This is a genomic window from Metapseudomonas phytobenefica, from assembly GCF_043392685.1.
Taxonomy (GTDB): Bacteria; Pseudomonadota; Gammaproteobacteria; order Pseudomonadales; family Pseudomonadaceae; genus Metapseudomonas.
The window spans coordinates 1-24211 of the sequence record NZ_JBHZGM010000014.1 but is presented as its reverse complement, the minus strand read 5'-3'; the positions used below and the strand labels follow the sequence as shown (position 1 = coordinate 24211).

Annotated in this window: 19 protein-coding genes and 3 tRNA genes; all 22 read left to right on the top strand. The window is 63.5% G+C overall.

All coding sequences use genetic code 11. The annotated features are described in order from the left end of the window. Positions 1 to 7: 7 nt before the first annotated feature. The 22 genes from ACFW0B_RS13125 (at position 8) to ACFW0B_RS13020 (ending at position 24046) form a co-directional block, all read left to right on the top strand. A complete protein-coding gene (locus ACFW0B_RS13125; protein WP_449148774.1) occupies positions 8 to 760 on the top strand; it encodes a helix-turn-helix domain-containing protein in 753 nt (250 codons plus the stop codon). Positions 761 to 1364: 604 nt separating this feature from the next. Further along, positions 1365 to 2858 (top strand): sodium/proline symporter PutP, encoded by a 1494-nt coding sequence (putP, locus tag ACFW0B_RS13120; protein ID WP_449148772.1) that lies wholly within the window; start codon positions 1365 to 1367, stop codon positions 2856 to 2858. Positions 2859 to 3136: 278 nt separating this feature from the next. Further along, positions 3137 to 5092, top strand: coding sequence for an acetate--CoA ligase (acs, locus tag ACFW0B_RS13115; RefSeq protein WP_449148770.1), 1956 nt, complete (start codon positions 3137 to 3139; stop codon positions 5090 to 5092). Between the two features lie 569 nt (positions 5093 to 5661). Next, positions 5662 to 6444 (top strand): ABC transporter substrate-binding protein, encoded by a 783-nt coding sequence (locus tag ACFW0B_RS13110; protein WP_449148768.1) that lies wholly within the window; start codon positions 5662 to 5664, stop codon positions 6442 to 6444. Between the two features lie 107 nt (positions 6445 to 6551). Continuing rightward, complete coding sequence (locus tag ACFW0B_RS13105) at positions 6552 to 7241, top strand: ABC transporter permease (protein WP_449148766.1); 690 nt, start codon at positions 6552 to 6554, stop codon at positions 7239 to 7241. Beyond that, positions 7238 to 7936: an ABC transporter permease gene (locus ACFW0B_RS13100; protein WP_449148763.1), complete on the top strand. Its 699-nt coding sequence runs from the start codon at positions 7238 to 7240 to the stop codon at positions 7934 to 7936. Before ACFW0B_RS13105 ends, ACFW0B_RS13100 begins: the two co-directional genes overlap by 4 nt. A 31-nt stretch (positions 7937 to 7967) precedes the next feature. Next, a complete protein-coding gene (gene aotP, locus ACFW0B_RS13095) occupies positions 7968 to 8732 on the top strand; it encodes an arginine/ornithine transport ATP-binding protein AotP (RefSeq protein ID WP_449148761.1) in 765 nt (254 codons plus the stop codon). 96 nt (positions 8733 to 8828) lie between these two features. Beyond that, a complete protein-coding gene (gene argR, locus ACFW0B_RS13090) occupies positions 8829 to 9815 on the top strand; it encodes a transcriptional regulator ArgR (RefSeq protein ID WP_449148759.1) in 987 nt (328 codons plus the stop codon). A 347-nt stretch (positions 9816 to 10162) separates the two neighbouring features. Continuing rightward, the gene (locus ACFW0B_RS13085; RefSeq protein ID WP_449148757.1) at positions 10163 to 11383 is read left to right on the top strand and encodes an aspartate aminotransferase family protein; all 1221 of its coding nucleotides are present in this window, start codon (positions 10163 to 10165) and stop codon (positions 11381 to 11383) included. Between the two features lie 155 nt (positions 11384 to 11538). Further along, positions 11539 to 12555 carry an arginine/ornithine succinyltransferase subunit alpha gene (gene aruF / locus ACFW0B_RS13080; protein ID WP_449148755.1) on the top strand — a complete coding sequence of 339 codons (1017 nt, stop codon included), beginning with the start codon at positions 11539 to 11541 and terminating at the stop codon, positions 12553 to 12555. A gap of 114 nt (positions 12556 to 12669) precedes the next feature. Next, entirely contained in the window at positions 12670 to 13692 is a 1023-nt protein-coding gene (astA, locus tag ACFW0B_RS13075; protein WP_449148753.1) for an arginine N-succinyltransferase, read from the top strand. Further along, entirely contained in the window at positions 13693 to 15156 is a 1464-nt protein-coding gene (astD, locus tag ACFW0B_RS13070; RefSeq protein ID WP_449148751.1) for a succinylglutamate-semialdehyde dehydrogenase, read from the top strand. Next, positions 15153 to 16499, top strand: coding sequence for an N-succinylarginine dihydrolase (astB, locus tag ACFW0B_RS13065; RefSeq protein WP_449148749.1), 1347 nt, complete (start codon positions 15153 to 15155; stop codon positions 16497 to 16499). Before astD ends, astB begins: the two co-directional genes overlap by 4 nt. Before the next feature lie 10 nt (positions 16500 to 16509). Next, positions 16510 to 16794, top strand: coding sequence for a hypothetical protein (locus ACFW0B_RS13060; protein ID WP_044870573.1), 285 nt, complete (start codon positions 16510 to 16512; stop codon positions 16792 to 16794). A 9-nt stretch (positions 16795 to 16803) separates the two neighbouring features. Beyond that, positions 16804 to 17802, top strand: coding sequence for a succinylglutamate desuccinylase (astE, locus tag ACFW0B_RS13055; RefSeq protein ID WP_449148747.1), 999 nt, complete (start codon positions 16804 to 16806; stop codon positions 17800 to 17802). A gap of 162 nt (positions 17803 to 17964) precedes the next feature. Further along, a complete protein-coding gene (gene ltaE / locus ACFW0B_RS13050) occupies positions 17965 to 18969 on the top strand; it encodes a low-specificity L-threonine aldolase (protein ID WP_449148745.1) in 1005 nt (334 codons plus the stop codon). A gap of 262 nt (positions 18970 to 19231) precedes the next feature. Continuing rightward, the gene (alaS, locus tag ACFW0B_RS13045; protein ID WP_449148743.1) at positions 19232 to 21856 is read left to right on the top strand and encodes an alanine--tRNA ligase; all 2625 of its coding nucleotides are present in this window, start codon (positions 19232 to 19234) and stop codon (positions 21854 to 21856) included. A gap of 100 nt (positions 21857 to 21956) precedes the next feature. Continuing rightward, entirely contained in the window at positions 21957 to 23192 is a 1236-nt protein-coding gene (locus ACFW0B_RS13040) for an aspartate kinase (protein ID WP_449148741.1), read from the top strand. Positions 23193 to 23378: 186 nt separating this feature from the next. Next, on the top strand, positions 23379 to 23564 hold the full coding sequence (gene csrA, locus ACFW0B_RS13035) for a carbon storage regulator CsrA (RefSeq protein WP_003283978.1): 186 nt from the start codon (positions 23379 to 23381) through the stop codon (positions 23562 to 23564). Between the two features lie 61 nt (positions 23565 to 23625). Beyond that, positions 23626 to 23716: transfer RNA gene (locus ACFW0B_RS13030), tRNA-Ser, on the top strand. Positions 23717 to 23822: 106 nt separating this feature from the next. Then, a tRNA-Arg gene (locus ACFW0B_RS13025) sits at positions 23823 to 23899 on the top strand. 70 nt (positions 23900 to 23969) lie between these two features. Next, positions 23970 to 24046: transfer RNA gene (locus ACFW0B_RS13020), tRNA-Arg, on the top strand. Positions 24047 to 24211 lie beyond the last annotated feature (165 nt).

Here is a 24211-nt window from a genome sequence, read left to right as displayed (position 1 = left end):
GTTGCCCATGTTCGAAGCCCGCCTCCTGCGCCTGGACGATCAGGCCCAGCACCACACCCATGACCATCATCAACTGGTGATGTCCCTTGCCGGCCGTGCCGAGTTCGAGGTGGACGGCAGGGGCGGCGAGGTCTGCCGGATGCGTGCGTGCCTGGTGCCGGGAGATGCCGGGCATGAATTTGCCGGGGTGGGTGAGAATCGCATGCTGATCCTCGACCTGGACGAGCAGGGTACTTCCGCCGAAGATCTGGAGCTGCTCGGCCGCCTGTTCGAGACGCCGCGCTATCCGGAGCTGGACGCCGACTTCCAGAACCTCCTGAGCTACGCCGGCGCCGAACTCGCCCGCTATGGCAGCGACCCGATGCTGGCCCGTTCCCTCGGTGGCACCCTGCTGCGCGCCCTGTACCTGCGCCTGTTTGGCGAGGTGACGCGACGGCCGGTGGGCAGCCTCGATATCGAACGCCTGGACGGCTACATCCGGGACAACCTGTCGCGCCGGATCAGCGTGGCGGAACTGGCCCAGGTGGCCTGCCTGAGCCCGAGCCACTTTCATGCCCAGTTCAAGGACTGCCTGGGCCTGACGCCCCACCAGTACCTGCTCAAGACCCGCCTCGATCGTGCCGCGCGCCTCTTGCGAGAGAGTGACCAGACGCTGGTGCGCATTGCCGAAGAATGCGGCTTTTCCAGCCAGAGTGCGCTGACCACCGCGATGCGCCGCTACCTGGGGCTTACCCCCAGGCGACTGCGCGGCAGCGAATAACCACCCCCTCCTCGCCAGCCATTACCACAGGGGCGACGACAACCGGTTATCCATCGGCTGAGGTCGTGATTTGGGTGCAACCATTTTGCTTGTGTCTGGGAAAAGTTGTACCTGTCTGGCGCAACCTGCCTTTATCGAATCACCGGAGGATTTCGATAAATACGCCATTTCATGCGGTTGTCGTCGGGTTGCACCTTTTAGCGGAAAGTTCCCTGAATCAGAGTTTTTCGCAAATAAATCAGAGAATCCGACAAGAAAGGCGGAGTGCCATATCTCTAAATTCCGCACTCGCCTTCCGGGGGGCAAATGGGAACAGTTCTTGCGAACCCGGACGGATGTACTAGACCGAGCATAAGTGCGGTTCGCAGGTGCACCGGGAGCGTCACGGATTCGTTCGGTGGGCCTGGTCCTTCGGGGCTGGTCTATCGCCGCATCGGCAGGGCCGGATGCCCTGCGTCGATCGCCCGATCGGGATTGCATCGGCCCCATGGCCGAGGTGGTCGGGAAGAAAACCGGTGGTCGCCACGAGTGCCGCCAAATAGCAACCAAGGGAGCGGACTACCCGCCGCCCCCGAATAAAAACAAACAAGCAGGGGAGACCCCCATGAGTATTAGCAATCCGATGCTGATCACTTTCGTGATCTATATCGCGGCCATGGTGCTGATCGGCTTCGCCGCCTATCGCTCCACCAACAACCTTTCCGACTACATCCTGGGTGGCCGCAGTCTCGGCAGCTTCGTTACCGCGCTGTCCGCCGGCGCCTCCGACATGAGCGGCTGGCTGCTGATGGGCTTGCCGGGTGCCGTCTACCTCTCCGGTCTCTCCGAAAGCTGGATCGCCATTGGCCTGATCGTCGGTGCCTACCTCAACTGGCTGCTGGTCGCTGGCCGTCTGCGCGTGCAGACCGAGCACAACGGCAACGCGCTGACCCTGCCCGACTACTTCACCAACCGCTTCGAAGACAACAGCCGCATCCTGCGCATCTTCTCCGCTGTGGTGATCCTGGTGTTCTTCACCATCTACTGCGCTTCCGGCGTCGTGGCCGGTGCCCGCCTGTTCGAGAGCACCTTCGGCATTTCCTACGAAACCGCCCTGTGGGCCGGTGCCGCCGCCACCATCTGCTACACCTTCGTCGGTGGCTTCCTGGCGGTGAGCTGGACCGATACCGTCCAGGCCAGCCTGATGATCTTCGCCCTGATCCTCACCCCGATCATCGTGATGATCGCCACCGGCGGCGTCGACCCGACCTTCATGGCCATTGAAATGCAGGACGCGACCAACTTCGACATGCTCAAGGGTGCGACCTTCATCGGCGTGATTTCCCTGCTGGCCTGGGGTCTGGGCTACTTCGGCCAGCCGCACATCCTGGCGCGCTTCATGGCTGCCGACTCGGTCAAGTCCATCCCCAATGCCCGTCGCATTTCCATGGCCTGGATGATCTTCTGCCTGGCCGGTGCCGTGGCCGTCGGTTTCTTCGGTATCGCCTACTTCTCCGCTCATCCGGACCAGGCGGGTGCCGTCGGCGAGAACCATGAGCGCGTGTTCATCGAGCTGGCCAAGATCCTCTTCAACCCGTGGATCGCCGGTGTCCTGCTGTCCGCCATCCTGGCTGCCGTGATGTCCACCCTGAGCTGCCAGCTGCTGGTGTGCTCCAGCGCCCTGACCGAAGACTTCTACAAGGCCTTCTTCCGCAAGAACGCCAGCCAGGTCGAACTGGTCTGGGTCGGCCGCGCCATGGTGCTGCTGGTGGCCGTCATCGCCATTGCCATCGCTTCCAACCCGGAAAGCAAGGTGCTGGGCCTGGTGTCCTACGCCTGGGCCGGCTTCGGTGCCGCCTTCGGTCCGGTGGTGATCCTGTCCCTTATCTGGAAGGGCATGACCCGCAACGGCGCGCTGGCCGGCATGATCCTCGGTGCCGTCACCGTGGTGCTGTGGAAGAACTTCTTCGGCTGGACCGGCCTGTATGAAATCGTTCCGGGCTTCATCCTCTGCACCCTCGGCATCCTGATCTTCAGCCGCATCGGCAATGGCCCGTCGGCCGCGATGATCAAGCGCTTCGACGAAGCCGAGAAGGAATACCAGGACGCCCACCTCTGACACTGTGCGGCACGCGGCCGGTCGTCCGCGTGCCATCCCCGGGTTGATCCCGGGCTCTCACCAACGACCCGATAGTGCTTCGCCGGCCCATGTCCCTGGATATGGGCCGGTTTTTTTTGCGCTGTGGATAAGTGGCTGCGTACTTGCCCGGCAATACGCGATTTCCGTTCCTTCGACCATCGTCCGGGTTTGGTAAGACCATGGTCGAATGGCCCTACGAAAGGGCGGGGGATACAAAAGGCGCCATACAACAACAACTACCCACCGAGGTAAGACCCATGAGTGCTGCTTCTCTGTATCCGGTCCGCCCTGAAGTGGCCGCCCAGTCCCTCACCGACGAAGCGACCTACAAAGCCATGTACCAGCAATCTGTCATCAACCCCGATGGATTCTGGCGTGAACAGGCCAAGCGCCTGGACTGGATCAAACCCTTCACCAAGGTGAAGCAGACCTCCTTCGACGATCACCACGTCGACATCAAGTGGTTCGCCGACGGCACTCTCAACGTCTCCGCAAACTGCCTGGATCGCCATCTCGCCGAGCGCGGCGACCAGCCGGCGATCATCTGGGAAGGCGATGACCCGTCCGAGCACGAAGTCATCACCTACCGCCAACTCCACGAGCGCGTCTGCAAGTTCGCCAACGCCTTGCGCGGCCAGGACGTGCACCGCGGCGACGTGGTAACCATCTACATGCCGATGATCCCGGAAGCCGTGGTCGCCATGCTGGCCTGTACCCGCATCGGCGCCATCCATTCCGTGGTGTTCGGCGGCTTCTCCCCCGAAGCCCTGGCTGGCCGCATCATCGACTGCAAATCCAAACTGGTGATCACTGCCGACGAAGGCGTGCGCGGTGGCAGGAAGGTGCCGCTCAAGGCCAACGTCGATGACGCCCTGACCAACCCCGAAACCAGCAGCGTGCAGAAGATCGTGGTGGTCAAGCGCACCGGCTCCGAGATCAAGTGGAACCAGCATCGCGACGTCTGGTACGAGGACCTGATGAAGGTCGCTTCCAGCCACTGCATCCCGAAGGAAATGGGCGCCGAGGACCCGCTGTTCATCCTCTACACCTCCGGCTCCACCGGTAAGCCCAAGGGCGTGCTGCACACCACCGGCGGCTACCTGGTCTATGCCTCTTTGACCCACGAGCGCGTGTTCGACTACCGCCCGGGCGAAGTCTTCTGGTGCACCGCCGACATCGGCTGGGTGACCGGCCACACCTACCTGGTCTACGGCCCCCTGGCCAATGGCGCCACCACTCTGATGTTCGAAGGCGTGCCGAACTACCCGGATGTCACCCGTGTGGCGAAGATCGTCGACAAGCACAAGGTGAACATCCTCTACACTGCGCCGACTGCCATTCGCGCCATGATGGCCGAGGGCCGGGCCGCGGTCGAAGGCGCCGATGGCTCCAGCCTGCGCCTGCTGGGTTCGGTGGGTGAGCCGATCAACCCGGAAGCCTGGCACTGGTACTACGAGAACGTCGGCCAAGGCCGCTGTCCGATCGTCGACACCTGGTGGCAGACCGAAACCGGCGCCTGCCTGATGACCCCGCTGCCGGGCGCCCATGCGTTGAAGCCGGGCTCCGCCGCGCGGCCCTTCTTCGGCGTGCAGCCGGCGCTGGTGGACAACCTGGGCAACCTGATCGACGGTCCTGCCGAAGGCAACCTGGTAATCATCGATTCCTGGCCGGGTCAGGCCCGTACCCTGTACGGCGACCACGACCGCTTCGTCGACACCTACTTCAAGACCTTCAAGGGCATGTACTTCACCGGTGACGGCGCCCGTCGTGATGAAGACGGCTACTACTGGATCACCGGTCGTGTGGATGACGTGCTGAACGTCTCCGGCCACCGCATGGGCACTGCCGAGGTGGAAAGCGCCATGGTCGCCCACCCGAAAGTGGCCGAGGCCGCGGTAGTTGGTGTGCCGCATGACATCAAAGGGCAGGGCATCTATGTCTACGTCACCCTGAACGCCGGTGAGGAAGCTTCCGAGCAGCTGCGTCAGGAGCTGAGGAACTGGGTGCGCAAGGAGATCGGTCCGATCGCCACCCCGGATGTGATCCAGTGGGCTCCGGGCCTTCCGAAGACCCGCTCGGGCAAGATCATGCGCCGTATCCTGCGCAAGATCGCCGTCGCCGAATACGACTCCCTCGGCGACATCTCCACCCTGGCTGATCCCGGAGTGGTGCAGCACCTCATCGACACTCATCGCACCATGCAGGTCGCCTGATCGGAGCCTGCCGCAAGACCCCGCCCCGGCCACAAGCCGCGGCGGGGTTTCGCATTTCTGCTGGTTTGAAATTCGCGAGGCGATTCATCCGCCTGCAAGGGTAAATACCGAATTCCTATCGGATTCCGGATAGGGGAGGCGGGGCAGGTAACAGTCGTGGTTACGGGGCGCACCGAACTGGTTCCATCGGAAACGAGTCGCGCTCTTTCGAGGCCTTTTTTCTGCGCCGAAGAACAGGATGAAGTTCGCCAGGCCGCGAAATAAAAGGCTTCAGGAATTTATGGTCCGATAATTGCCTTGTTCAGGGGTTCTGTGCTCTTTCTTTTCTGCACTTTTCTTCGTGCCTGTCAATCCTGTTTCTCCCCCTCTCCAGTCCTTCTGTAATTTGTTGTCGCATTGAAGAAATATCGACTTCAGGGGTGTGGCTAGAATGCCGCACACTCAGTCGGAGCCTTTTGCCTACGGCCTTCAGCCAGCAAAGACGACGACTCTTTCTACAATTTCGTGGATCGTCTGGGCGAACTGTCACGCTGCCAACAGAAGCCATATCCCTTTGAAGGAGTCATAACATGAAGAAGATTGCACTTCTCGGCGCCATGGCGCTGTCCCTGTTGTCGCCGCTGGCTGCTATCGCTGACGACGCCAAGCCCCTGCGCATCGGTATCGAAGCTGCTTACCCACCCTTCGCCTTCAAGACTCCGGACGGCAAGATCACCGGCTTCGACTACGACATCGGCAACGCCCTGTGCGAAGAGATGAAGGTCAAGTGCCAGTGGATCGAGCAGGAGTTCGACGGCCTGATCCCGGCCCTGAAAGTACGCAAGTTCGACGCCGTGCTCTCCTCCATGACCATTACCGAAGAGCGCAAGAAGTCCGTGGACTTCACCGGCAAGTACTACCAGACCCCGGTCAAGCTGGCGATGAAGGCCGGCTCCGTGATCAATGACCCGCTGGTGGACCTGAAGGGCAAGAAGGTCGGCGTGCAGCGCGCTTCCGTCTATGACCGCTACGCAACCGACGTCTTCGCACCCGCCGGTATCGAAGTGGTGCGCTACAGCTCGCAGAACGAGATCTTCCTGGACATGACCGCCGGCCGCCTGGACGCCACCCTGGCCGATGCCGTGAACATCGACGATGGTTTCCTCAAGACCGATGCCGGCAAGGGCTTCGCCCTGGTTGGCCCGGACTACACCGAGCAGAAGTACTTCGGTGAAGGTGCCGGTATCGCCGTGCGCAAGGGCGACAAGGCCCTGGCCGACAAGATCACTGCCGCCATTGCCGCCATCCGTGCCAATGGCAAGTACAAGGAAGTACAGGACAAGTACTTCACCTTCGACGTCTACGGCGAGTAATCGCTTTTCCCTGAAAGTGGCACAAACTTCAGATTGCGGTTTGTGCCACTTTTTCGTTGTGGCGGTGCGGCCCGGTGCAACCCGGCGCGCTGCATGAGGATCTGACCATGCTCAACGGCTACGGCTCGACCATTCTCGAGGGTGCCTGGCTCACCCTGCTGCTGGCCTTGTCTTCCATATCCCTGGCGGTGGTGCTCGGCCTGATTGGTGCGGCCTTCCGGCTTTCCCCGGTCAAGTGGCTGGCCCTGATGGGCGAAACTTATGCCACGGTGATTCGCGGCATCCCCGACCTGGTGCTGATCCTGCTGATCTTCTACGGCGGCCAGCAACTGGTGAACGTCGTCGCGCCCATGGTCGGCTACGAGGACTACATCGACCTCGACCCGTTCTGGTCCGGTGTCTTCACCCTCGGCTTCATCTTCGGCGCCTACCTGTCGGAAACCTTCCGTGGCGCTTTCATGGCGATCCCGAAAGGGCAGGGCGAGGCGGGCCTGGCCTATGGCATGAGCGGGACCAAGGTATTTTTCCGCATCCTGGTGCCGCAGATGATCCGCCTGGCTATTCCCGGTTTCACCAACAACTGGCTGGTGATGACCAAGGCCACTGCGCTGATCTCGGTGGTCGGCCTGCAGGACATGATGTTCAAGGCCAAGAGTGCAGCGGACGCCACCCGTGAACCCTTCACCTTCTATCTCGCGGTTGCCGCGCTCTACCTGGTGCTGACCAGCATTTCCCTGCTGGCCCTGCGCTTCATGGAGCGGCGCTACTCCGTGGGCATCAAGGCGGCTGAACTATGATCTTCGACTACAACGTGATCTGGGAGAGCCTGCCGCTCTACTTCGGCGGCGTGCTGGTAACCCTCAAGCTCCTGGTCATTTCCCTCGCCCTCGGCTTGGCTGCGGCCATGCCGCTGGCACTGATGCGGGTGTCCAAGCAGCCCTGGGTGAACTTCCCCGCGTGGCTCTACACCTATGTGATCCGCGGCACCCCGATGCTGGTGCAGCTGTTCCTTATCTATTACGGCCTGGCCCAGTTCGAGTGGGTGCGCGAGAGCGCGCTCTGGCCCTACCTGTCCAATGCGACCTTCTGCGCCTGCCTGGCGTTTGCCATCAACACCAGCGCCTATACCGCGGAAATCCTCGCCGGCAGCATCAAGGCCACTCCCCACGGCGAAATCGAGGCGGCCAAGGCCATGGGCATGTCCCGCGCCAAGCTCTATCGCCGCATCCTGCTGCCGTCGGCCCTGCGTCGCGCCCTGCCGCAGTACAGCAACGAAGTCATCATGATGCTGCACACCACCAGCCTGGCGTCGATCGTCACCCTGATCGACATCACCGGCGCCGCGCGTACCGTGAACTCGCAGTACTACCTGCCGTTCGAGGCCTTCATCACCGCCGGCCTGTTCTACCTCTGCCTGACCTTCATCCTGGTGCGCCTGTTCAAGGCCGCCGAGCGCCGCTACTTGGCCTACCTGGCCCCGCGCAAGGCCTGACTGCCCACGAATCGCACAGAGAGTTCCCACCATGTACAAACTGGAAGTCCAAGACCTGCACAAGCGCTACGGCAGCCACGAAGTGCTCAAGGGTGTGTCCCTGGCGGCCAAGGCCGGTGACGTCATCAGCATCATCGGCTCGAGCGGCTCGGGCAAAAGTACCTTCCTGCGCTGCATCAACATGCTGGAGCAGCCCCACGGCGGCAAGATCCTCCTCAATGGCGAAGAGCTGAAGCTCGTGGCCAACCGCGACGGCGGCCTGAAGGCGGCCGATCCCAAGCAGCTGCAGCGCATGCGCTCGCGCCTGGCGATGGTGTTCCAGCACTTCAACCTGTGGTCGCACATGAGCGCCCTGGAGAATGTGATCGAAGCGCCCGTGCATGTGCTCAGCGTGCCGAAGAAGGAAGCCATCGAGAAGGCCGAACACTACCTGGCCAAGGTGGGCGTGGCCCATCGCAAGGATGCCTACCCGGCGCACATGTCCGGCGGCGAGCAGCAGCGCGTGGCCATCGCCCGTGCCCTGGCCATGGAGCCGGAAGTGATGCTGTTCGACGAACCCACCTCGGCACTGGACCCGGAGCTGGTAGGGGAGGTGCTGAAGGTGATGAAGGACCTGGCCGTGGAAGGCCGCACCATGGTGGTGGTCACCCACGAGATGGGTTTCGCCCGTGAGGTGTCCAACCAGCTGGTGTTCCTGCACAAGGGCCTGGTGGAAGAGCGCGGTTGCCCGAAGGAAGTGCTGGCCAACCCGCAATCCGAGCGCCTCAAGCAGTTCCTCTCCGGCAGCTTGAAGTGATCCACGACGCGGCGGCCCCAGGGCCGCCGTAGCGCATTCGAAACCCTGTTTCGCCTAGTCTCTTTCCTATTGCCGGGGTCTGCTAAGCTGCCTGCCATGACTGCCCATCGAATCGCCTTTCTCCTCTGGCCCGGTACCAAGGCGCTGACCCTGGCGCTGGCCGAGGAAGCTCTGCGTGTCGCCCAGCGACTGCATCCGGAAGTGGTTTACGAGATCTCCTTCCTCCAGGCCGAACCCGCTGCCGAAGGTTCCTGGCGCCTGCCGGGCGAGGCCTGGACCGGCAAGCTGGATGGCCTGCAGCGCCTGTTCCTGGTGGCCGACGAGCCGCCGGCGCAGCTGTCTCCGGCACTTTCCGCGGCGATCAAGCATTCGGTGCGTACCGGTTGCGTGGTCGGCGGCCTTTCCGCCGGCGTGTATCCCCTGGCGCACCTGGGCCTGCTGGATGGCTATCGCGCCGCGGTGCACTGGCGCTGGCAGGACGATTTTGCTGAGCGCTTCCCCAGGGTGATTGCCACCAGCCATCTGTTCGACTGGGACCGCGACCGTCTCACCGCTTGCGGCGGCCTGGCTGTGCTCGACCTGCTGCTGGCCGTGCTGGCCCGCGACCATGGCGCCGAACTGGCGGGCGCGGTGTCCGAAGAGCTGGTGGTGGAGCGCATCCGCGAAGGCGGCGAGCGCCAGCGCATCCCGTTGCAGAACCGCCTGGGCTCCAGCCACCCGAAGCTGACCCAGGCCGTGTTGCTGATGGAAGCCAATATCGAAGAGCCGCTGACCACCGACGAGATCGCCCAGCACGTCTGCGTCTCCCGTCGCCAGCTGGAACGCATCTTCAAGCAGTACCTCAATCGCGTGCCCAGCCAGTACTACCTGGAACTGCGTCTTAACAAGGCGCGGCAGATGCTGATGCAGACCAGCAAGTCGATCATCCAGATCGGCCTGTCCTGCGGCTTCTCGTCCGGTCCGCACTTCTCCAGCGCCTACCGCAACTTCTTCGGCGTCACCCCGCGTGAAGACCGCAACCAGCGCCGCGGCGCCAACCCCTTCGAAGCCCAGCAGCCGGCACTGGTGGCGGAGCGCGGCTGACCTTCACCTCCACTGCCCGTCCCAAGGGGTGGTTGTTCTTGTGGGGGCGAATTCATTCGCGAAGGGCCAACGGCCCGTGGGTCCTTTCGCGAATGAATCCCCACGACTTCCTTCTTTCTCGTCTTCCGATACCCATCAGTCACCCCGTGGAGAAATTTTCCCTGCGGGTGCGTGACGGTGGCGATCAGCGTTTAAACTGCGCCTTCCCGACGCTTTCTGTCGCATTTCCATAAGCGCCGGTTTTCGCGGGGTTGGCGCTGTAAGAAGTTGTCGCATGGCGGCAATGCCAACCCCGAATCAGTCCCTACAATCCTTTCATCACTAGCCGTTCATGGCAGGAGAAACTGATGTCCGTTGAGCATGCGCAGGTCGAGCGCGCCGATTTCGACAAGGTGATGGTTCCCAACTACGCCCCCGCCGCTTTCATTCCGGTGCGTGGCCAGGGTTCCCGGGTCTGGGACCAGTCCGGTCGCGAGCTGATCGATTTTGCCGGCGGTATCGCAGTGAACTCCCTGGGCCATGCGCACCCCGCGCTGGTCAGTGCGCTGACCGAACAGGCCAACAAGATCTGGCACGTGTCCAATGTCTTCACCAACGAGCCGGCCCTGCGCCTGGCCAGGAAGCTGGTGGACGCCACCTTTGCCGAGCGCGTGTTCCTCGCCAACTCCGGTGCCGAGGCCAACGAAGCGGCTTTCAAGCTGGCCCGTCGTTATGCCCATGACGTCTATGGCCCGCAGAAGCACGAAATCATCTCCGCCACCAACAGCTTCCACGGTCGCACCCTGTTCACCGTGACCGTTGGCGGCCAGCCGAAGTACTCCGACGGCTTCGGTCCGAAGATGGAAGGCATCAGTCATGTGCCTTACAACGACCTGGAAGCCCTGAAGGCGGCGATTTCCGACAAGACCTGCGCCGTGGTCCTGGAACCTGTGCAGGGCGAGGGCGGCGTGCTACCGGCGGATAAGGCCTATCTGGAAGGCGCCCGCAAGCTGTGCGACGAGCACAACGCACTGCTGATCTTCGACGAAGTGCAGAGCGGCATGGGCCGTACCGGCCACCTGTTCGCCTACCAGCACTACGGCGTGACCCCGGACATCCTCTCCAGCGCCAAGAGCCTGGGCGGCGGTTTCCCCATCGGCGCCATGCTCACCACCAGCGAAATCGCCAAGCACCTGTCGGTTGGCACCCACGGCACCACCTACGGCGGCAACCCGCTGGCGTGCGCCGTAGCCGAGGCGGTGCTGGATGTGATCAACACCCCGGAAGTGCTGAGTGGCATCAATGCCAAGCATGACCGCTTCAAGACGCGTCTCGAAGCCATTGGCACCAGGTACGGCATCTTCAGCGAGGTTCGCGGTCTGGGCCTGCTGATCGGCGCGGTCCTCTCCGATGCCTGGAAGGGCAAGGCGAAGGACGTGCTGAACGCTGCCGAGAAGGAAGCCGTGATGGTTCTGCAGGCAAGCCCCGACGTGGTGCGCTTCGCGCCCAGCCTGGTGATCCCGGATGCGGACATCGACGAAGGCCTCGACCGCTTCGAGCGCGCCGTCGCCAAGCTGACCCAGGCGTAAGCCTCTGCTGGACGCAGCGCAGGGAAGCGCTGCGCTGCGATCCCAGGGACGGAACCAATAGATGCATGAGTACGGGCTATCGGGGCCCGGCTTTTCTCCGGATGGAATCACGGGTTCGTTCGGAGTTTTCAACAAGAAAAAAGGAGTGACCCCCCATGTTGGTGATGCGCCCCGCGCAAATGGCCGATCTCGCTGAAGTCCAGCGTCTGGCCGCGGATAGCCCCGTGGGTGTCACTTCCCTGCCGGATGATGCCCAGGTGCTGGGCGAGAAGATCGCCGCGTCCGAGGCGTCCTTCTCTGCCGAGGTGAGCTTCAATGGCGAAGAGAGCTACTTCTTCGTCCTCGAGGACAGCGCCACCGGCCGCCTGGCGGGCTGCTCGGCGATCGTCGCCTCCGCCGGCTTCTCCGAACCCTTCTACAGCTTCCGTAACGAGACCTTCGTGCATGCCTCGCGGGAGCTGAAGATCCACAACAAGATCCACGTCCTCTCGCTGTGCCATGACCTCACCGGCAACAGCCTGCTGACCAGCTTCTATGTCGAGCGCGACCTGGTGAACACCCCCGTCGCCGAGCTCAACTCCCGTGGTCGCCTGCTGTTCATGGCCAGCCACCCGGAGCGCTTCGCCGATGCGGTGGTGGTGGAGATCGTCGGCTACAGCGACGAACACGGCGAGTCGCCGTTCTGGGATGCCGTGGGGCGCAACTTCTTCGACCTCAATTACAGCGAGGCCGAGCGCCTGTCCGGCCTGAAGAGCCGCACCTTCCTCGCCGAACTGATGCCGCATTACCCGATCTACGTGCCGCTGTTGCCGGACGAAGCCCAGGAAGCCATGGGCCAGGTGCACCCGCGTGCGCAGATCACCTTCGACATCCTTATGCGCGAAGGTTTCGAGACCGACAACTACATCGACATTTTCGACGGTGGCCCGACCCTCCACGCCCGCACTTCGAGCATCCGCTCCATCGCCCAGAGCCGCATGGTGCCGGTGAAGCTGGGCGAGCAGGGCAATGGCGGCCGCCAGTACCTGGTGTGCAACGGCCAGCTGCAGGATTTCCGCGCCATCGTCGCCGAACTCGACTGGGTGCCCGGCAAGCCGGTGGTGCTCGGTGAAGAAGCCGCCGAGGCCCTGGGTGTCGGTGAAGGCGCCAGCGTCCGCCTGATCGCGGTTTGAGTCTTTGACCCTCCTCCCGCCGGGAGGAGGTGGCCCCTGCCGGGGCCGGTGAGGGCACGACCCTCTCCCCGGCTGCCTTCCCGGACGGAAGGGAGCGAATTTTCTGGAGGCACTATGATCGTTCGTCCCGTACGCAGCGCCGACTTACCGGCCCTGATCGACCTGGCGCGCAGCACTGGCGCGGGCCTGACCACGCTGCCGGCCAATGAGGAGCGCCTGTCGCATCGCGTCGGCTGGGCGGAAAAGGCATTCCGCGGCGAGGCCGAGCGGGCCGATGCGGATTACCTCTTCGTGCTCGAGGACGACGATGGCACCGTCATCGGCATCTCCGCCGTGGCTGGCGCCGTGGGCCTGCGCGAGCCCTGGTACAACTACCGGGTCGGCCTGACCGTCAGCGCCTCCCAGGAGCTGCACATCCACCGGCAGATCCCCACCCTGTTCCTGGCCAATGACCTGACTGGCAATTCCGAGCTCTGCTCGCTGTTCCTGCATGCCAGCCACCGCACGGGTCTGAAGGGGCGCCTGCTGTCGAAGGCGCGTTTCTTGTTCATCGCGGAATTCCCGGAGCTGTTCGGTGACAAGGTGATCGCCGAGATGCGCGGCATGTCCGATGCCAATGGCGTTTCCCCGTTCTGGGAGAGTCTTGGCCGGCATTTCTTCAAGATGGAGTTCTCCCGCGCCGACTATCTCACCGGCGTTGGCAACAAGGCTTTCATCGCCGAACTGATGCCCAAATTCCCGCTTTACACTTGCTTCCTCTCCGAAGCCGCGCGCAACGTCATCGGTCGCGTACACAGCGACACCGAGCCGGCGCTGGCGATGCTCAAAGGGGAAGGATTCAGCTACCAGGGTTACGTCGACATCTTCGACGCCGGCCCGGCCATCGAATGCGAAACGTCGAAGATCCGCGCCGTGCGCGACAGCCAGACCCTGGTCCTGGCCATCGGCACCCCCGGCGACGACGCCACGCCTTTCCTGATCCACAACCGCAAGCGCGAAGATTGCCGCATTACCGCCGCTGCGGCCCGCCTGGCGGCCGGGACCCTGGTGGTGGATGCGCTGACCGCCAAGCGTCTGAAACTCTCTGCCGGCGCCTCGGTTCGCGCCGTGCCGCTGTCGGCCAAGGAGTCCGTATAAATGAGCACCCATTTCATCGCTGGTAACTGGCAGGCAGGGCAGGGCGACGCCTTCGATTCGCTGAACCCGGTCACCCAGGCGGTCGTCTGGTCGGGCCGTGGCGCCAATGCCGCCCAGGTGGACGAAGCCGTGAAGGCCGCCCGCGCCGCTTTCCCGGCCTGGGCTCGGCGCCCGCTGGAAGAGCGCATCACCATTCTCGAGCAGTTCGCCGTGACCCTGCGCGAGCATGCCGACGAGCTGGCCCGCTGCATCGGCGAAGAAACCGGCAAGCCCCTGTGGGAGTCGGCCACCGAAGTGACCAGCATGGTCAACAAGGTCGCCATCTCCATCCAGAGCTACCGTGAGCGCACCGGCGAGAAGAGCGGCCCCCTGGCCGATGCCACTGCGGTGCTGCGCCACAAGCCCCATGGCGTCGTGGCTGTATTCGGTCCCTACAACTTCCCGGGCCACCTGCCCAACGGGCACATCGTGCCGGCGCTGCTGGCCGGCAACGCGGTGGTCTTCAAGCCGAGCGAGCTGACGCCGAAAGTCGCCGAACTGACGGTGAAATGCTGGGTCGAGGCCGGTCTGCCCGCTGGCGTGCTGAACCTGGTGCAGGGCGCCCGTGAAACCGGCGTGGCCCTGGCCGGCAACCCGGGTATCGACGGCCTGTTCTTCACCGGCTCCAGCCGCACCGGCAACCTGCTGCACCAGCAGTTCGCCGGCCGTCCGGACAAGATCCTCGCCCTGGAAATGGGGGGTAACAACCCGCTGGTGGTAGACCAGGTCCAGGACGTGGACGCCGCTGTCTACACCATCATCCAGTCGGCCTTCATTTCCGCCGGCCAGCGCTGCACCTGCGCCCGCCGCCTGCTGGTGCCCGAAGGCGCCTGGGGCGACGCCCTGCTGGCGCGCCTGGTGAGTGTCGCCAGCACCATCAGGGTCGGTGCCTTCGACGACCAGCCCGCACCCTTCATGGGTTCGGTGATTTCCCTGGACGCCGCGCGCCACCTGCTCAAGGCCCAGGAACATCTGATCGCCGGTGGTGCAGTGGCGCTGCTGGCCATGTCCCAGCCGCTGGAAAATGCCGCGCTGCTGACGCCCGGCATCCTCGACGTGACCGCCGTGGCCGATCGTCCGGACGAAGAGTTCTTCGGCCCGCTGCTGCAGGTGATCCGTTACCGCGACTTCGATGCCGCCATCGCCGAAGCCAATGCCACCCAGTACGGCCTGGCCGCCGGCCTGCTGTCGGACTCCGCCGAGCGCTACCAGCAGTTCCTCATTGAGAGCCGCGCCGGCATCGTCAACTGGAACAAGCAGCTGACCGGTGCCGCCAGCAGCGCGCCCTTCGGTGGTGTCGGCGCCTCCGGCAACCATCGCGCCAGCGCCTACTACGCCGCTGATTACTGCGCCTACCCGGTGGCCTCGCTGGAAAGCGAAACCCTTGCCCTGCCTGCAACCCTTACTCCAGGAGTCAGCCTGTGAACGCTTATGAAGTGAACTTCGACGGACTGGTCGGCCCGACCCACAACTATGGTGGCCTGTCCTACGGTAACGTAGCCTCGCAGAGCAACAGCCAGGCGGTCTCCAACCCGAAGGAAGCGGCACTGCAGGGCCTGGGTAAGATGAAGGCGCTGATGGAAATGGGCTTCAAGCAGGGCGTGTTCGCCCCGCAGGAGCGCCAGGACGTCGCCACCCTGCGCAGCCTGGGCTTCTCCGGCACCGATGCACAAGTCATCGCCAGGGCTGCCAGGGAAGCCATGCCGCTGCTGGCCGCCTGCAGCTCTGCCTCCAGCATGTGGACTGCCAACTCCTGCACCGTCAGCTCCAGCGCCGACACCGCGGACGGCCGTGTGCATTTCACCGCCGCCAACCTGAACTGCAAGTTCCATCGTTCCATCGAGCACCCGACCACCAGTCGTGTGCTGGGCGCCATGTTCGCCAACGACACATTCTTCGCTCACCACGCAGCCTTGCCTGCGGTCAGCCAGTTCGGCGACGAAGGTGCCGCCAACCACACCCGTTTCTGCAAGGGTTACGGTGAGGCCGGTGTCGAATTCTTCGTCTTCGGCCGCAGCGCCTTCGACCCCCGCTTCCCCTCCCCGCAACGCTATCCGGCGCGGCAGACCCTGGAAGCCAGCCAGGCGATCGCCCGTCTCCATGGGCTGGACGCCGAGGGCGTGGTCTACGCTCAGCAGAACCCTGCGGTGATCGACCAGGGCGTGTTCCACAACGACGTGATCTCGGTGGGTAATGGCGAAGTGCTGTTCTACCACGAGGATGCCTTCCTCGAGACCGACAAGGTCCTGGCCGAGCTGGATGGCAAGCTGGGCAAGCGCGGCGGCCGTTTCCAGGCGGTGCGTGTGCCGCGCAGCGCGGTGAGCGTGGAGGACGCGGTGCGCTCCTACCTGTTCAACAGCCAGCTGCTCAGCCGCGCCGACGGCAGCATGCTGCTGATCGTGCCGGAAGAGTGCCGTGCCAACGCCAACGTCTGGAACTACCTGAACGAGCTGACTTCGAGCCAGGGTCCGATCCGCGAAGTGAAGGTCTTCGACCTCAAGCAGAGCATGCAGAATGGCGGTGGTCCGGCCTGCCTGCGCCTGCGCGTGGCGCTCAAGGAAAATGAGCTGGCGGCGGTGAACCAGGGGGTAATGATGACCCCGGAACTCCACGCCACCCTGACCAGCTGGGTCGAAAAGCACTACCGTGACCGCCTCAGCGAATCCGACCTGGCCGACCCGCAATTGCTGGTGGAGTGCCGGACGGCATTGGATGAACTGACGCAGATCCTTAAACTGGGCGCTGTTTATCCCTTCCAGCTCAACTGAGAACCCTGAAATGTCCGACGCCCTGCAACTCATCCTCGAAGATACCGACGGCACCCAGCTCGAAACCTCCTGCACCCGGTTTGCCGTCGTCTGGCAGGGCAAGGAAGTCTGGATCCAGCAGGCCGGCAACGGCCAGCTGCTGATCGGCGTGGACGTCGAGGAAGGCGACACCGAGTACGCCAACCTGCTGCTGCGCCCGCTGGCCACCAACCTGGTCAGCCTGCAGCTGGAAATGGAACCGGCCGACGCTGACGACGACCATGTCCATGGTCCCGACTGCGATCACGATCATTGAGGTAACAGGATGCTAGCCCTCGGAAAACTGCTTGAACTGACCCTCGCCGGCCGCGAGCCGACCGAGAAGATCCAGCTGACCTCCGGGGGCGTGCGCCTGCACTGGCTGGGCGAGGGGGCGCTGGATGTCACCCCGCCGGCCACCGAAGACAGCGGGCTCGACCTGCTGCTTTCAGCCGGTGTGCACGGCAATGAAACCGCGCCCATCGAACTCCTGGACCGCCTGGTCCAGGCCATCGCCCGCGGCCAACTCAAGCCACGCGCCCGCATTCTCTTCCTGCTGGGCAACCCCGAAGCCATTCGTCGCGGCGAGCGTTACGTCGAGCAGGACCTCAACCGCCTGTTCAATGGCCGTCATGCCGAATCCAGCGGCTTCGAAGCCATGCGCGCCGGCGAGCTGGAGCGCTATGCCGCTGCCTTCTTCAGCAAGCCCGATCGCGCTCGCCTGCACTACGACCTGCACACCGCCATCCGCGGCTCGAAGATCGAACAGTTCGCCCTCTATCCCTACGTGGAAGGCCGCGAGCACTCGCGCCAGGAACTGGCTCGCCTGCGGGAAGCCGGCATCGATGCCGTGCTGCTGCAGAACAAGACCGGCATCACCTTCAGCTCCTATACCTACGCCCAACTGGATGCCGAGGCCTTCACCCTGGAACTGGGCAAGGCACGGCCTTTCGGCAGCAACCAGGAGGTCAATCTCGATCGCCTGGAAACGCGTCTGCAGGCGCTGATCGAAGGAAACGAGCCGAAGACCGATGGCGACAGCCTGGACGGGCTGCAACTGTTCTCGGTGTCGCGCGAGATCATCAAGCACAGCGAATCCTTCCAGCTGCACCTGGCGCCTGATATCGAGAATTTCAGCGAATTGCCCGTGGGCTACCTGCTGGCCGAGGATATCGCCGGCACCCGCTGGGTCGTGGAAGAGCAGGGCGCTCGCATCATCTTCCCCAATCCCAGGGTGAAGAACGGTCTGCGTGCCGGGATACTGATAGTTCCGGCCGAGGTCTGAGAACCGGCCCACTTTCTGCTGCGCGCCAGCCTCGCTGCATTAAAGGCAGGCTCCGGCCCGCGAGACCTTGAACAGGTTCTGCGCGTTTCTTTCCATCTGTACCTGTACCCCTTTGGCGGCGAGCTTTAGGATCGGGCTCTTCGCCCATCCAAGGAGCCCGGAATGAGCCTGATCGACCTGCGTAGCGACACCGTCACCCAACCCACCGCCGGCATGCGCGAAGCCATGCAGCGCGCCGAGCTGGGCGACGATGTCTATGGCGAAGATCCCAGCGTCAACCGTCTGGAAGCGAGCCTCGCCGAGCGCCTGGGCTTCGAGGCCGCGCTCTTCGTACCGACCGGCACCATGAGCAACCTGCTGGGGCTGATGGCTCACTGTGAACGCGGTGACGAGTACATCGTCGGCCAGCAGGCCCACACCTACAAATACGAGGGCGGTGGCGCCGCCGTGCTGGGCTCCATCCAGCCCCAGCCGATCGAGGGCGAGGCCGATGGCAGCCTGGATCTTGGCAAGGTGGAGGCCGCCATCAAGCAGGACGACTTCCACTTCGCCCGCACCCGGCTGCTGGCCCTGGAGAACACCATGCAGGGCAAGGTCCTGCCGCTGGAGTACCTGGCAGCGGCGCGCGAGCTCACCCGTCGTCGCGGCCTGGGCCTGCATCTGGACGGTGCCCGCCTGTACAACGCGGCGGTGAAGCAGGGGGTGGATGCCCGCGAGATCACCCGGTATTTCGATTCGGTTTCCGTGTGCCTGTCCAAGGGGCTTGGTGCGCCGGTGGGGGCGGTGCTCTGCGGCCGCGCGGCGCTGATCGCCAAGGCCCGGCGCCTGCGCAAGATGGTCGGCGGCGGCATGCGCCAGGCCGGGGTGCTGGCGGCGGCCGGGCTCTATGCGCTGGATCACCAGGTCGAGCGCCTGGCGGAGGACCACGCCAATGCAGAGCGCCTGGGCACCGGGCTGCGGGAGCTGGGTTATGACATCGAGCCGGTGCAGACCAACATGGTCTACGTGCAAATTGGCGATCAGGCCCGCGCCCTGGCCGAGTTCCTCGCTGCGCAAGGCATCCGCGTCAGCCCGGCCGCGCGCCTGCGTCTGGTGACTCACCTGGACGTGCAGGCCGCCGATATCACCTGCGTGATCGAGGCTTTCGCCGCGTTCCGACGCGTCTGAACCGGCGACGTGCACAAATAGCCGCCCTCTATCGCACAAAGAGACTATCCCGCTGGCGCAGGGCCGATATAATGCGGCCCTTTGCCGGTGATTCGTAAGCCTGTCGCCAGACGGCTGCGAGTTTCGCGTGCAATGTTGGAAACAGGCGGGAACTGCCGGAATTTTCCTGAAACCTGCTGCTTTTTCGCCGATTTCCACTTGCCGCCCTTCGCCGATAACGATTTGCACCGCCGTCGTGGCCGCAGTTTCCGTGGATGAACCTATGAAAAGCGCAGAAATCCGTGAAGCCTTCCTGAGCTTCTTCGAAGAGAAGGGGCATACCCGTGTCGCTTCCAGCTCCCTGATTCCGGGCAATGACCCGACCCTGCTGTTCACCAATGCGGGGATGAACCAGTTCAAGGACTGCTTCCTTGGCCTGGAAAAGCGCGCCTACACCCGTGCCACCACCAGCCAGAAATGCGTGCGCGCCGGCGGCAAGCACAATGACCTGGAAAACGTCGGCTACACTGCGCGCCACCACACCTTCTTCGAAATGCTGGGCAACTTCAGCTTCGGCGACTACTTCAAGCGCGACGCCATCCACTACGCCTGGGAATTCCTCACCGGTGACAAGTGGCTGAAGCTGCCGAAAGAGAAACTCTGGGTCACCGTGTACGCCAGCGACGACGAGGCCTACGACATCTGGACCAAGGAAGTCGGTGTTCCCCACGAGCGCATGGTGCGTATCGGTGACAACAAGGGCGCCCCGTACGCGTCCGACAACTTCTGGGCCATGGGCGACACCGGCCCCTGCGGCCCCTGCACCGAGATCTTCTACGACCACGGCCCGGAAATCTGGGGTGGCCCGCCCGGCTCGCCGGAAGAAGACGGCGACCGCTACATCGAGATCTGGAACAACGTGTTCATGCAGTTCAACCGCACGGCTGACGGCGTGATGCACCCGCTGCCGGCGCCCAGCGTGGATACCGGCATGGGCCTGGAGCGCATCAGCGCCGTGCTGCAGCACGTGCATTCGAACTACGAGATCGACCTGTTCCAGAGCCTGCTCAAGGCGTCCGCCGACGCCATCGGCTGCGCCAATGACGATGCCCCATCGCTGAAAGTGGTGGCCGACCACATCCGTTCCTGCAGCTTCCTCATCGCCGACGGCGTGCTGCCGTCCAACGAGGGCCGCGGCTACGTACTGCGCCGGATCATTCGCCGCGCCTGCCGCCACGGCAACAAGCTGGGCGCCAAGGGCAGTTTCTTCCACCGGATCGTCGGGGCGCTGGTCGCCGAGATGGGTGACGCCTTCCCCGAACTGAAACAGCAGCAGGCGCACATCGAGCGCGTGCTCAAGACCGAGGAAGAACAGTTCGCCAAGACCCTGGAGCAGGGGCTGAGGATCCTCGAGCAGGACCTGGTCGGCCTGAAGGGCAAGATGATTCCCGGCGAGACCCTGTTCAAGCTGTACGACACCTACGGTTTCCCGGTCGACCTGACCGGCGACATCGCGCGTGAGCGCGGCCTGACCATCGACGAAGCCGGCTTCGAGCGCGAAATGGAAGCCCAGCGCGAGCGCGCCCGCGCCTCCAGCGCCTTCGGCATGGACTACAACGCCCTGGTCAAGGTGGACGCCGATACCGATTTCACCGGCTATGTCTGCACTCACGGTGAAGGCAAGGTGATCGCCCTGTTCAAGGACGGCCAGGCCGTCGAGCAGCTCGCCGAGGGCGAGGAGGGCGTGCTGGTCCTGGATCGCACTCCGTTCTACGCCGAATCCGGCGGCCAGGTGGGCGACTGCGGCTTCATCGCCGCCAGCGGCCTGCGTTTCGACGTGCGTGATACCACCAAGGCTGGCGGCGCCTTCCTGCACCACGGCGTGGTCGATCACGGCACCCTGCGCGTAGGCGCCGCGGTTACCGCCCAGGTCGACGCCACCGTCCGCCAGGCCACTGCGCTCAACCACTCTGCCACTCACCTGCTGCACGCCGCCCTGCGCCGCGTGCTGGGCGATCACGTCCAGCAGAAGGGTTCCTTGGTGGACAGCCAGCGCCTGCGCTTCGACTTCAGCCATTTCGAGGCCATCAAGCCCGAACAGCTGAAGGCCCTGGAAGACATCGTCAATACCGAAATCCGCAAGAACAGCGAAGTCGAGACCGAAGAGACCGACATCGACACCGCCAAGGCGAAAGGCGCCATGGCCCTGTTCGGCGAGAAGTACGGCGACCAGGTCCGCGTGCTGACCATGGGCGGCGATTTCTCCGTTGAACTCTGCGGTGGCACCCACGTGTCCCGCACCGGCGACATCGGCCTGTTCAAGATCATCAGCGAAGGCGGCGTGGCCGCTGGCGTACGCCGTATCGAAGCGGTGACCGGCGCGGCTGCGCTGGCCTACCTGAACGGTGCCGAAGAGCAACTGAAGGAAGCCGCGGGCCTGGTCAAAGGCAGCCGCGACAATCTGCTGGACAAGCTGTCCGCGCTGCTGGAGCGCAACCGTCAGCTCGAAAAAGAGCTGGAACAGCTCAAGGCCAAGGCGGCGAGCGCCGCTGGCGACGACCTGGCTGCTTCCGCCATCGATGTGAAAGGCGTGAAGGTGCTGGCTGCGCGTCTGGACGGACTGGACGGCGACGCGCTGCTGGCGCTGGTCGACCAGTTGAAGAACAAGCTCGGCCGTGCGGTGATCCTGCTCGGCAGTGCGCTGGAGGGCAAGGTGACACTGGTCGCCGGCGTCACCCAGGACCTGACCGGCCAACTCAAAGCCGGCGATTTGATGAAGCAGGCCGCGGCAGCGGTTGGCGGCAAGGGCGGTGGTCGTCCTGACATGGCGCGCGGCGGCGGTACCGACGCTGCGGCCCTGGAGCAGGCTCTGGCCCTGGCCGCACCGTTCGTCGAACAGGGCCTCTGAGGCCCGCCGCCAGCGGCCCGCCCCACGCCCGGCGGGCCTTGGCAGTGTTCTGCGTTGATTGTTTAATGGGCGCCCTTCACGGGATTAGGCGGCTTTTGAAATGGCTTTGATCGTACAGAAGTTTGGGGGGACCTCGGTCGGCACTGTCGAGCGCATCGAGCAGGTGGCCGAGAAGGTGAAGAAGTTCCGCGAAGGCGGCGATGACATCGTGGTCGTGGTTTCCGCCATGAGCGGCGAAACCAACCGCCTGATCGATCTGGCCAAACAGATCAGCGAGCAGCCGGTACCGCGCGAACTGGACGTGATGGTCTCCACCGGCGAGCAGGTCACCATCGCCCTGCTGGCCATGGCACTGATCAAGCGCGGCGTGCCGGCGGTTTCCTACACCGGCAACCAGGTGCGCATTCTCACCGACAGCGCCCACAACAAGGCGCGCATCCTGCAGATCGACGACCAGAAGATCCGTGCCGACCTCAAGGCCGGCCGCGTGGTCGTGGTCGCCGGCTTCCAGGGCGTGGATGAGCACGGCAATATCACCACCCTTGGCCGTGGCGGTTCCGATACCACCGGCGTGGCCCTGGCTGCAGCGCTGAAAGCGGACGAGTGCCAGATCTACACCGATGTAGATGGCGTCTACACCACCGACCCGCGTGTGGTGCCCCAGGCCCGGCGCCTGGACAAGATCACCTTTGAAGAGATGCTGGAAATGGCCAGCCTCGGTTCCAAGGTGCTGCAGATCCGCTCGGTGGAATTCGCCGGCAAATACAATGTCCCGCTGCGCGTGCTGCACAGCTTCCAGGAGGGTCCGGGCACCCTCATTACCCTTGATGAAGAGGAATCCATGGAACAGCCGATCATCTCCGGCATCGCCTTCAACCGCGACGAAGCCAAGCTGACCATCCGTGGCGTGCCGGACATTCCCGGCGTGGCATTCAAGATCCTGGGCCCGATCAGTGCCGCCAACATCGAAGTCGACATGATCGTGCAGAACGTCGCGCACGATAACACCACCGACTTCACCTTCACCGTGCACCGCAACGACTACCAGAACGCCCTGCGCGTGCTGGAACAGACCGCCAACGAGCTCGGTGCCCGTGAAGTGATCGGCGACACCAAGATCGCCAAGGTCTCCATCGTCGGTGTCGGCATGCGTTCCCACGCGGGCGTTGCCAGCCGCATGTTCGAGGCCCTGGCCAAGGAAACCATCAACATCCAGATGATCTCCACCTCGGAAATCAAGGTTTCCGTTGTGATCGAAGAGAAGTACCTCGAACTGGCGGTTCGCGCACTGCACACCGCATTCGAGCTGGACGCCCCGTCTCGACAGGGCGAGTAAGGCAATTTCCAAAAGGCGCGGCTCATCCCGCGCCTTTTGTCGTTTTTGGCCGCTACGGCGGAACTTTCCTTTTGCCGGGGCTGGTCAATACTTGGGTGTAAGCTCCAGCGGCAATTCCGTGCCGGGGCCGTAACCATTTCTTTTTTGCAGACTGTTGTCCCGAAACGAATCCGTAAGGAGAAAGGAATGCTGATTCTGACTCGCCGGGTCGGAGAGACCCTGATGGTGGGTGACGATGTCACTGTGACCGTGCTTGGCGTGAAAGGTAATCAGGTGCGCATTGGTGTCAATGCTCCCAAGGAGGTTGCCGTGCATCGCGAAGAAATCTACCAGCGCATACAGAAAGAGAAAGACCAGGAACCAAGCCACTAATTTTTCTGCATTTTTTGCTTTGCAAACGGGGAAAACATGGATATCATGCGCCCCGTGTTGCGGAGAGGTGGCCGAGTGGCCGAAGGCGCTCCCCTGCTAAGGGAGTACACCTCAAAAGGGTGTCGGGGGTTCGAATCCCCCCTTCTCCGCCATATTCTGTGTTGTAGGGCGGTCAGCGGTAAGATCGATAAGTTATTGAAACTTCTCGAAAAAACAGTTGACCAAGGCTGAAAATTCCCTATAATGCGCGCCCACAACGCACTCATAGCTCAGCTGGATAGAGTACCCGGCTACGAACCGGGCGGTCGGAGGTTCGAATCCTCCTGAGTGCGCCATCTTCCGAACCTTCGGCATGCCCCGGATGGTTGGAAAAACCAGAGGTGATCTGGTCAAAAAGCACCACACGCACTCATAGCTCAGCTGGATAGAGTACCCGGCTACGAACCGGGCGGTCGGAGGTTCGAATCCTCCTGAGTGCGCCATACCGAAAGGGCCTGCAGAAATGCAGGCCCTTTTCTTTTGGGTGCGCCAGGCATGGCGCGTAGCGCCGTGACTGGCGCTGTTCGGTTCACTGTGGTGGTGAACTGGACGACTTGGAGGTGGAAGTCCTCTGCACGCCCGGCAAGGGGAAGTGCTAGCGGAAGGCA

Coding starts and splice junctions, on each gene's coding strand:
- ACFW0B_RS13125 (WP_449148774.1), top strand. CDS start 8: ATGTTCGAAGCCCGCCTCCTGCGCCTGGACGATCAGGCCCAGCACCAC.
- putP (WP_449148772.1), top strand. CDS start 1,365: ATGAGTATTAGCAATCCGATGCTGATCACTTTCGTGATCTATATCGCG.
- acs (WP_449148770.1), top strand. CDS start 3,137: ATGAGTGCTGCTTCTCTGTATCCGGTCCGCCCTGAAGTGGCCGCCCAG.
- ACFW0B_RS13110 (WP_449148768.1), top strand. CDS start 5,662: ATGAAGAAGATTGCACTTCTCGGCGCCATGGCGCTGTCCCTGTTGTCG.
- ACFW0B_RS13105 (WP_449148766.1), top strand. CDS start 6,552: ATGCTCAACGGCTACGGCTCGACCATTCTCGAGGGTGCCTGGCTCACC.
- ACFW0B_RS13100 (WP_449148763.1), top strand. CDS start 7,238: ATGATCTTCGACTACAACGTGATCTGGGAGAGCCTGCCGCTCTACTTC.
- aotP (WP_449148761.1), top strand. CDS start 7,968: ATGTACAAACTGGAAGTCCAAGACCTGCACAAGCGCTACGGCAGCCAC.
- argR (WP_449148759.1), top strand. CDS start 8,829: ATGACTGCCCATCGAATCGCCTTTCTCCTCTGGCCCGGTACCAAGGCG.
- ACFW0B_RS13085 (WP_449148757.1), top strand. CDS start 10,163: ATGTCCGTTGAGCATGCGCAGGTCGAGCGCGCCGATTTCGACAAGGTG.
- aruF (WP_449148755.1), top strand. CDS start 11,539: ATGTTGGTGATGCGCCCCGCGCAAATGGCCGATCTCGCTGAAGTCCAG.
- astA (WP_449148753.1), top strand. CDS start 12,670: ATGATCGTTCGTCCCGTACGCAGCGCCGACTTACCGGCCCTGATCGAC.
- astD (WP_449148751.1), top strand. CDS start 13,693: ATGAGCACCCATTTCATCGCTGGTAACTGGCAGGCAGGGCAGGGCGAC.
- ACFW0B_RS13060 (WP_044870573.1), top strand. CDS start 16,510: ATGTCCGACGCCCTGCAACTCATCCTCGAAGATACCGACGGCACCCAG.
- astE (WP_449148747.1), top strand. CDS start 16,804: ATGCTAGCCCTCGGAAAACTGCTTGAACTGACCCTCGCCGGCCGCGAG.
- ltaE (WP_449148745.1), top strand. CDS start 17,965: ATGAGCCTGATCGACCTGCGTAGCGACACCGTCACCCAACCCACCGCC.
- alaS (WP_449148743.1), top strand. CDS start 19,232: ATGAAAAGCGCAGAAATCCGTGAAGCCTTCCTGAGCTTCTTCGAAGAG.
- ACFW0B_RS13040 (WP_449148741.1), top strand. CDS start 21,957: ATGGCTTTGATCGTACAGAAGTTTGGGGGGACCTCGGTCGGCACTGTC.
- csrA (WP_003283978.1), top strand. CDS start 23,379: ATGCTGATTCTGACTCGCCGGGTCGGAGAGACCCTGATGGTGGGTGAC.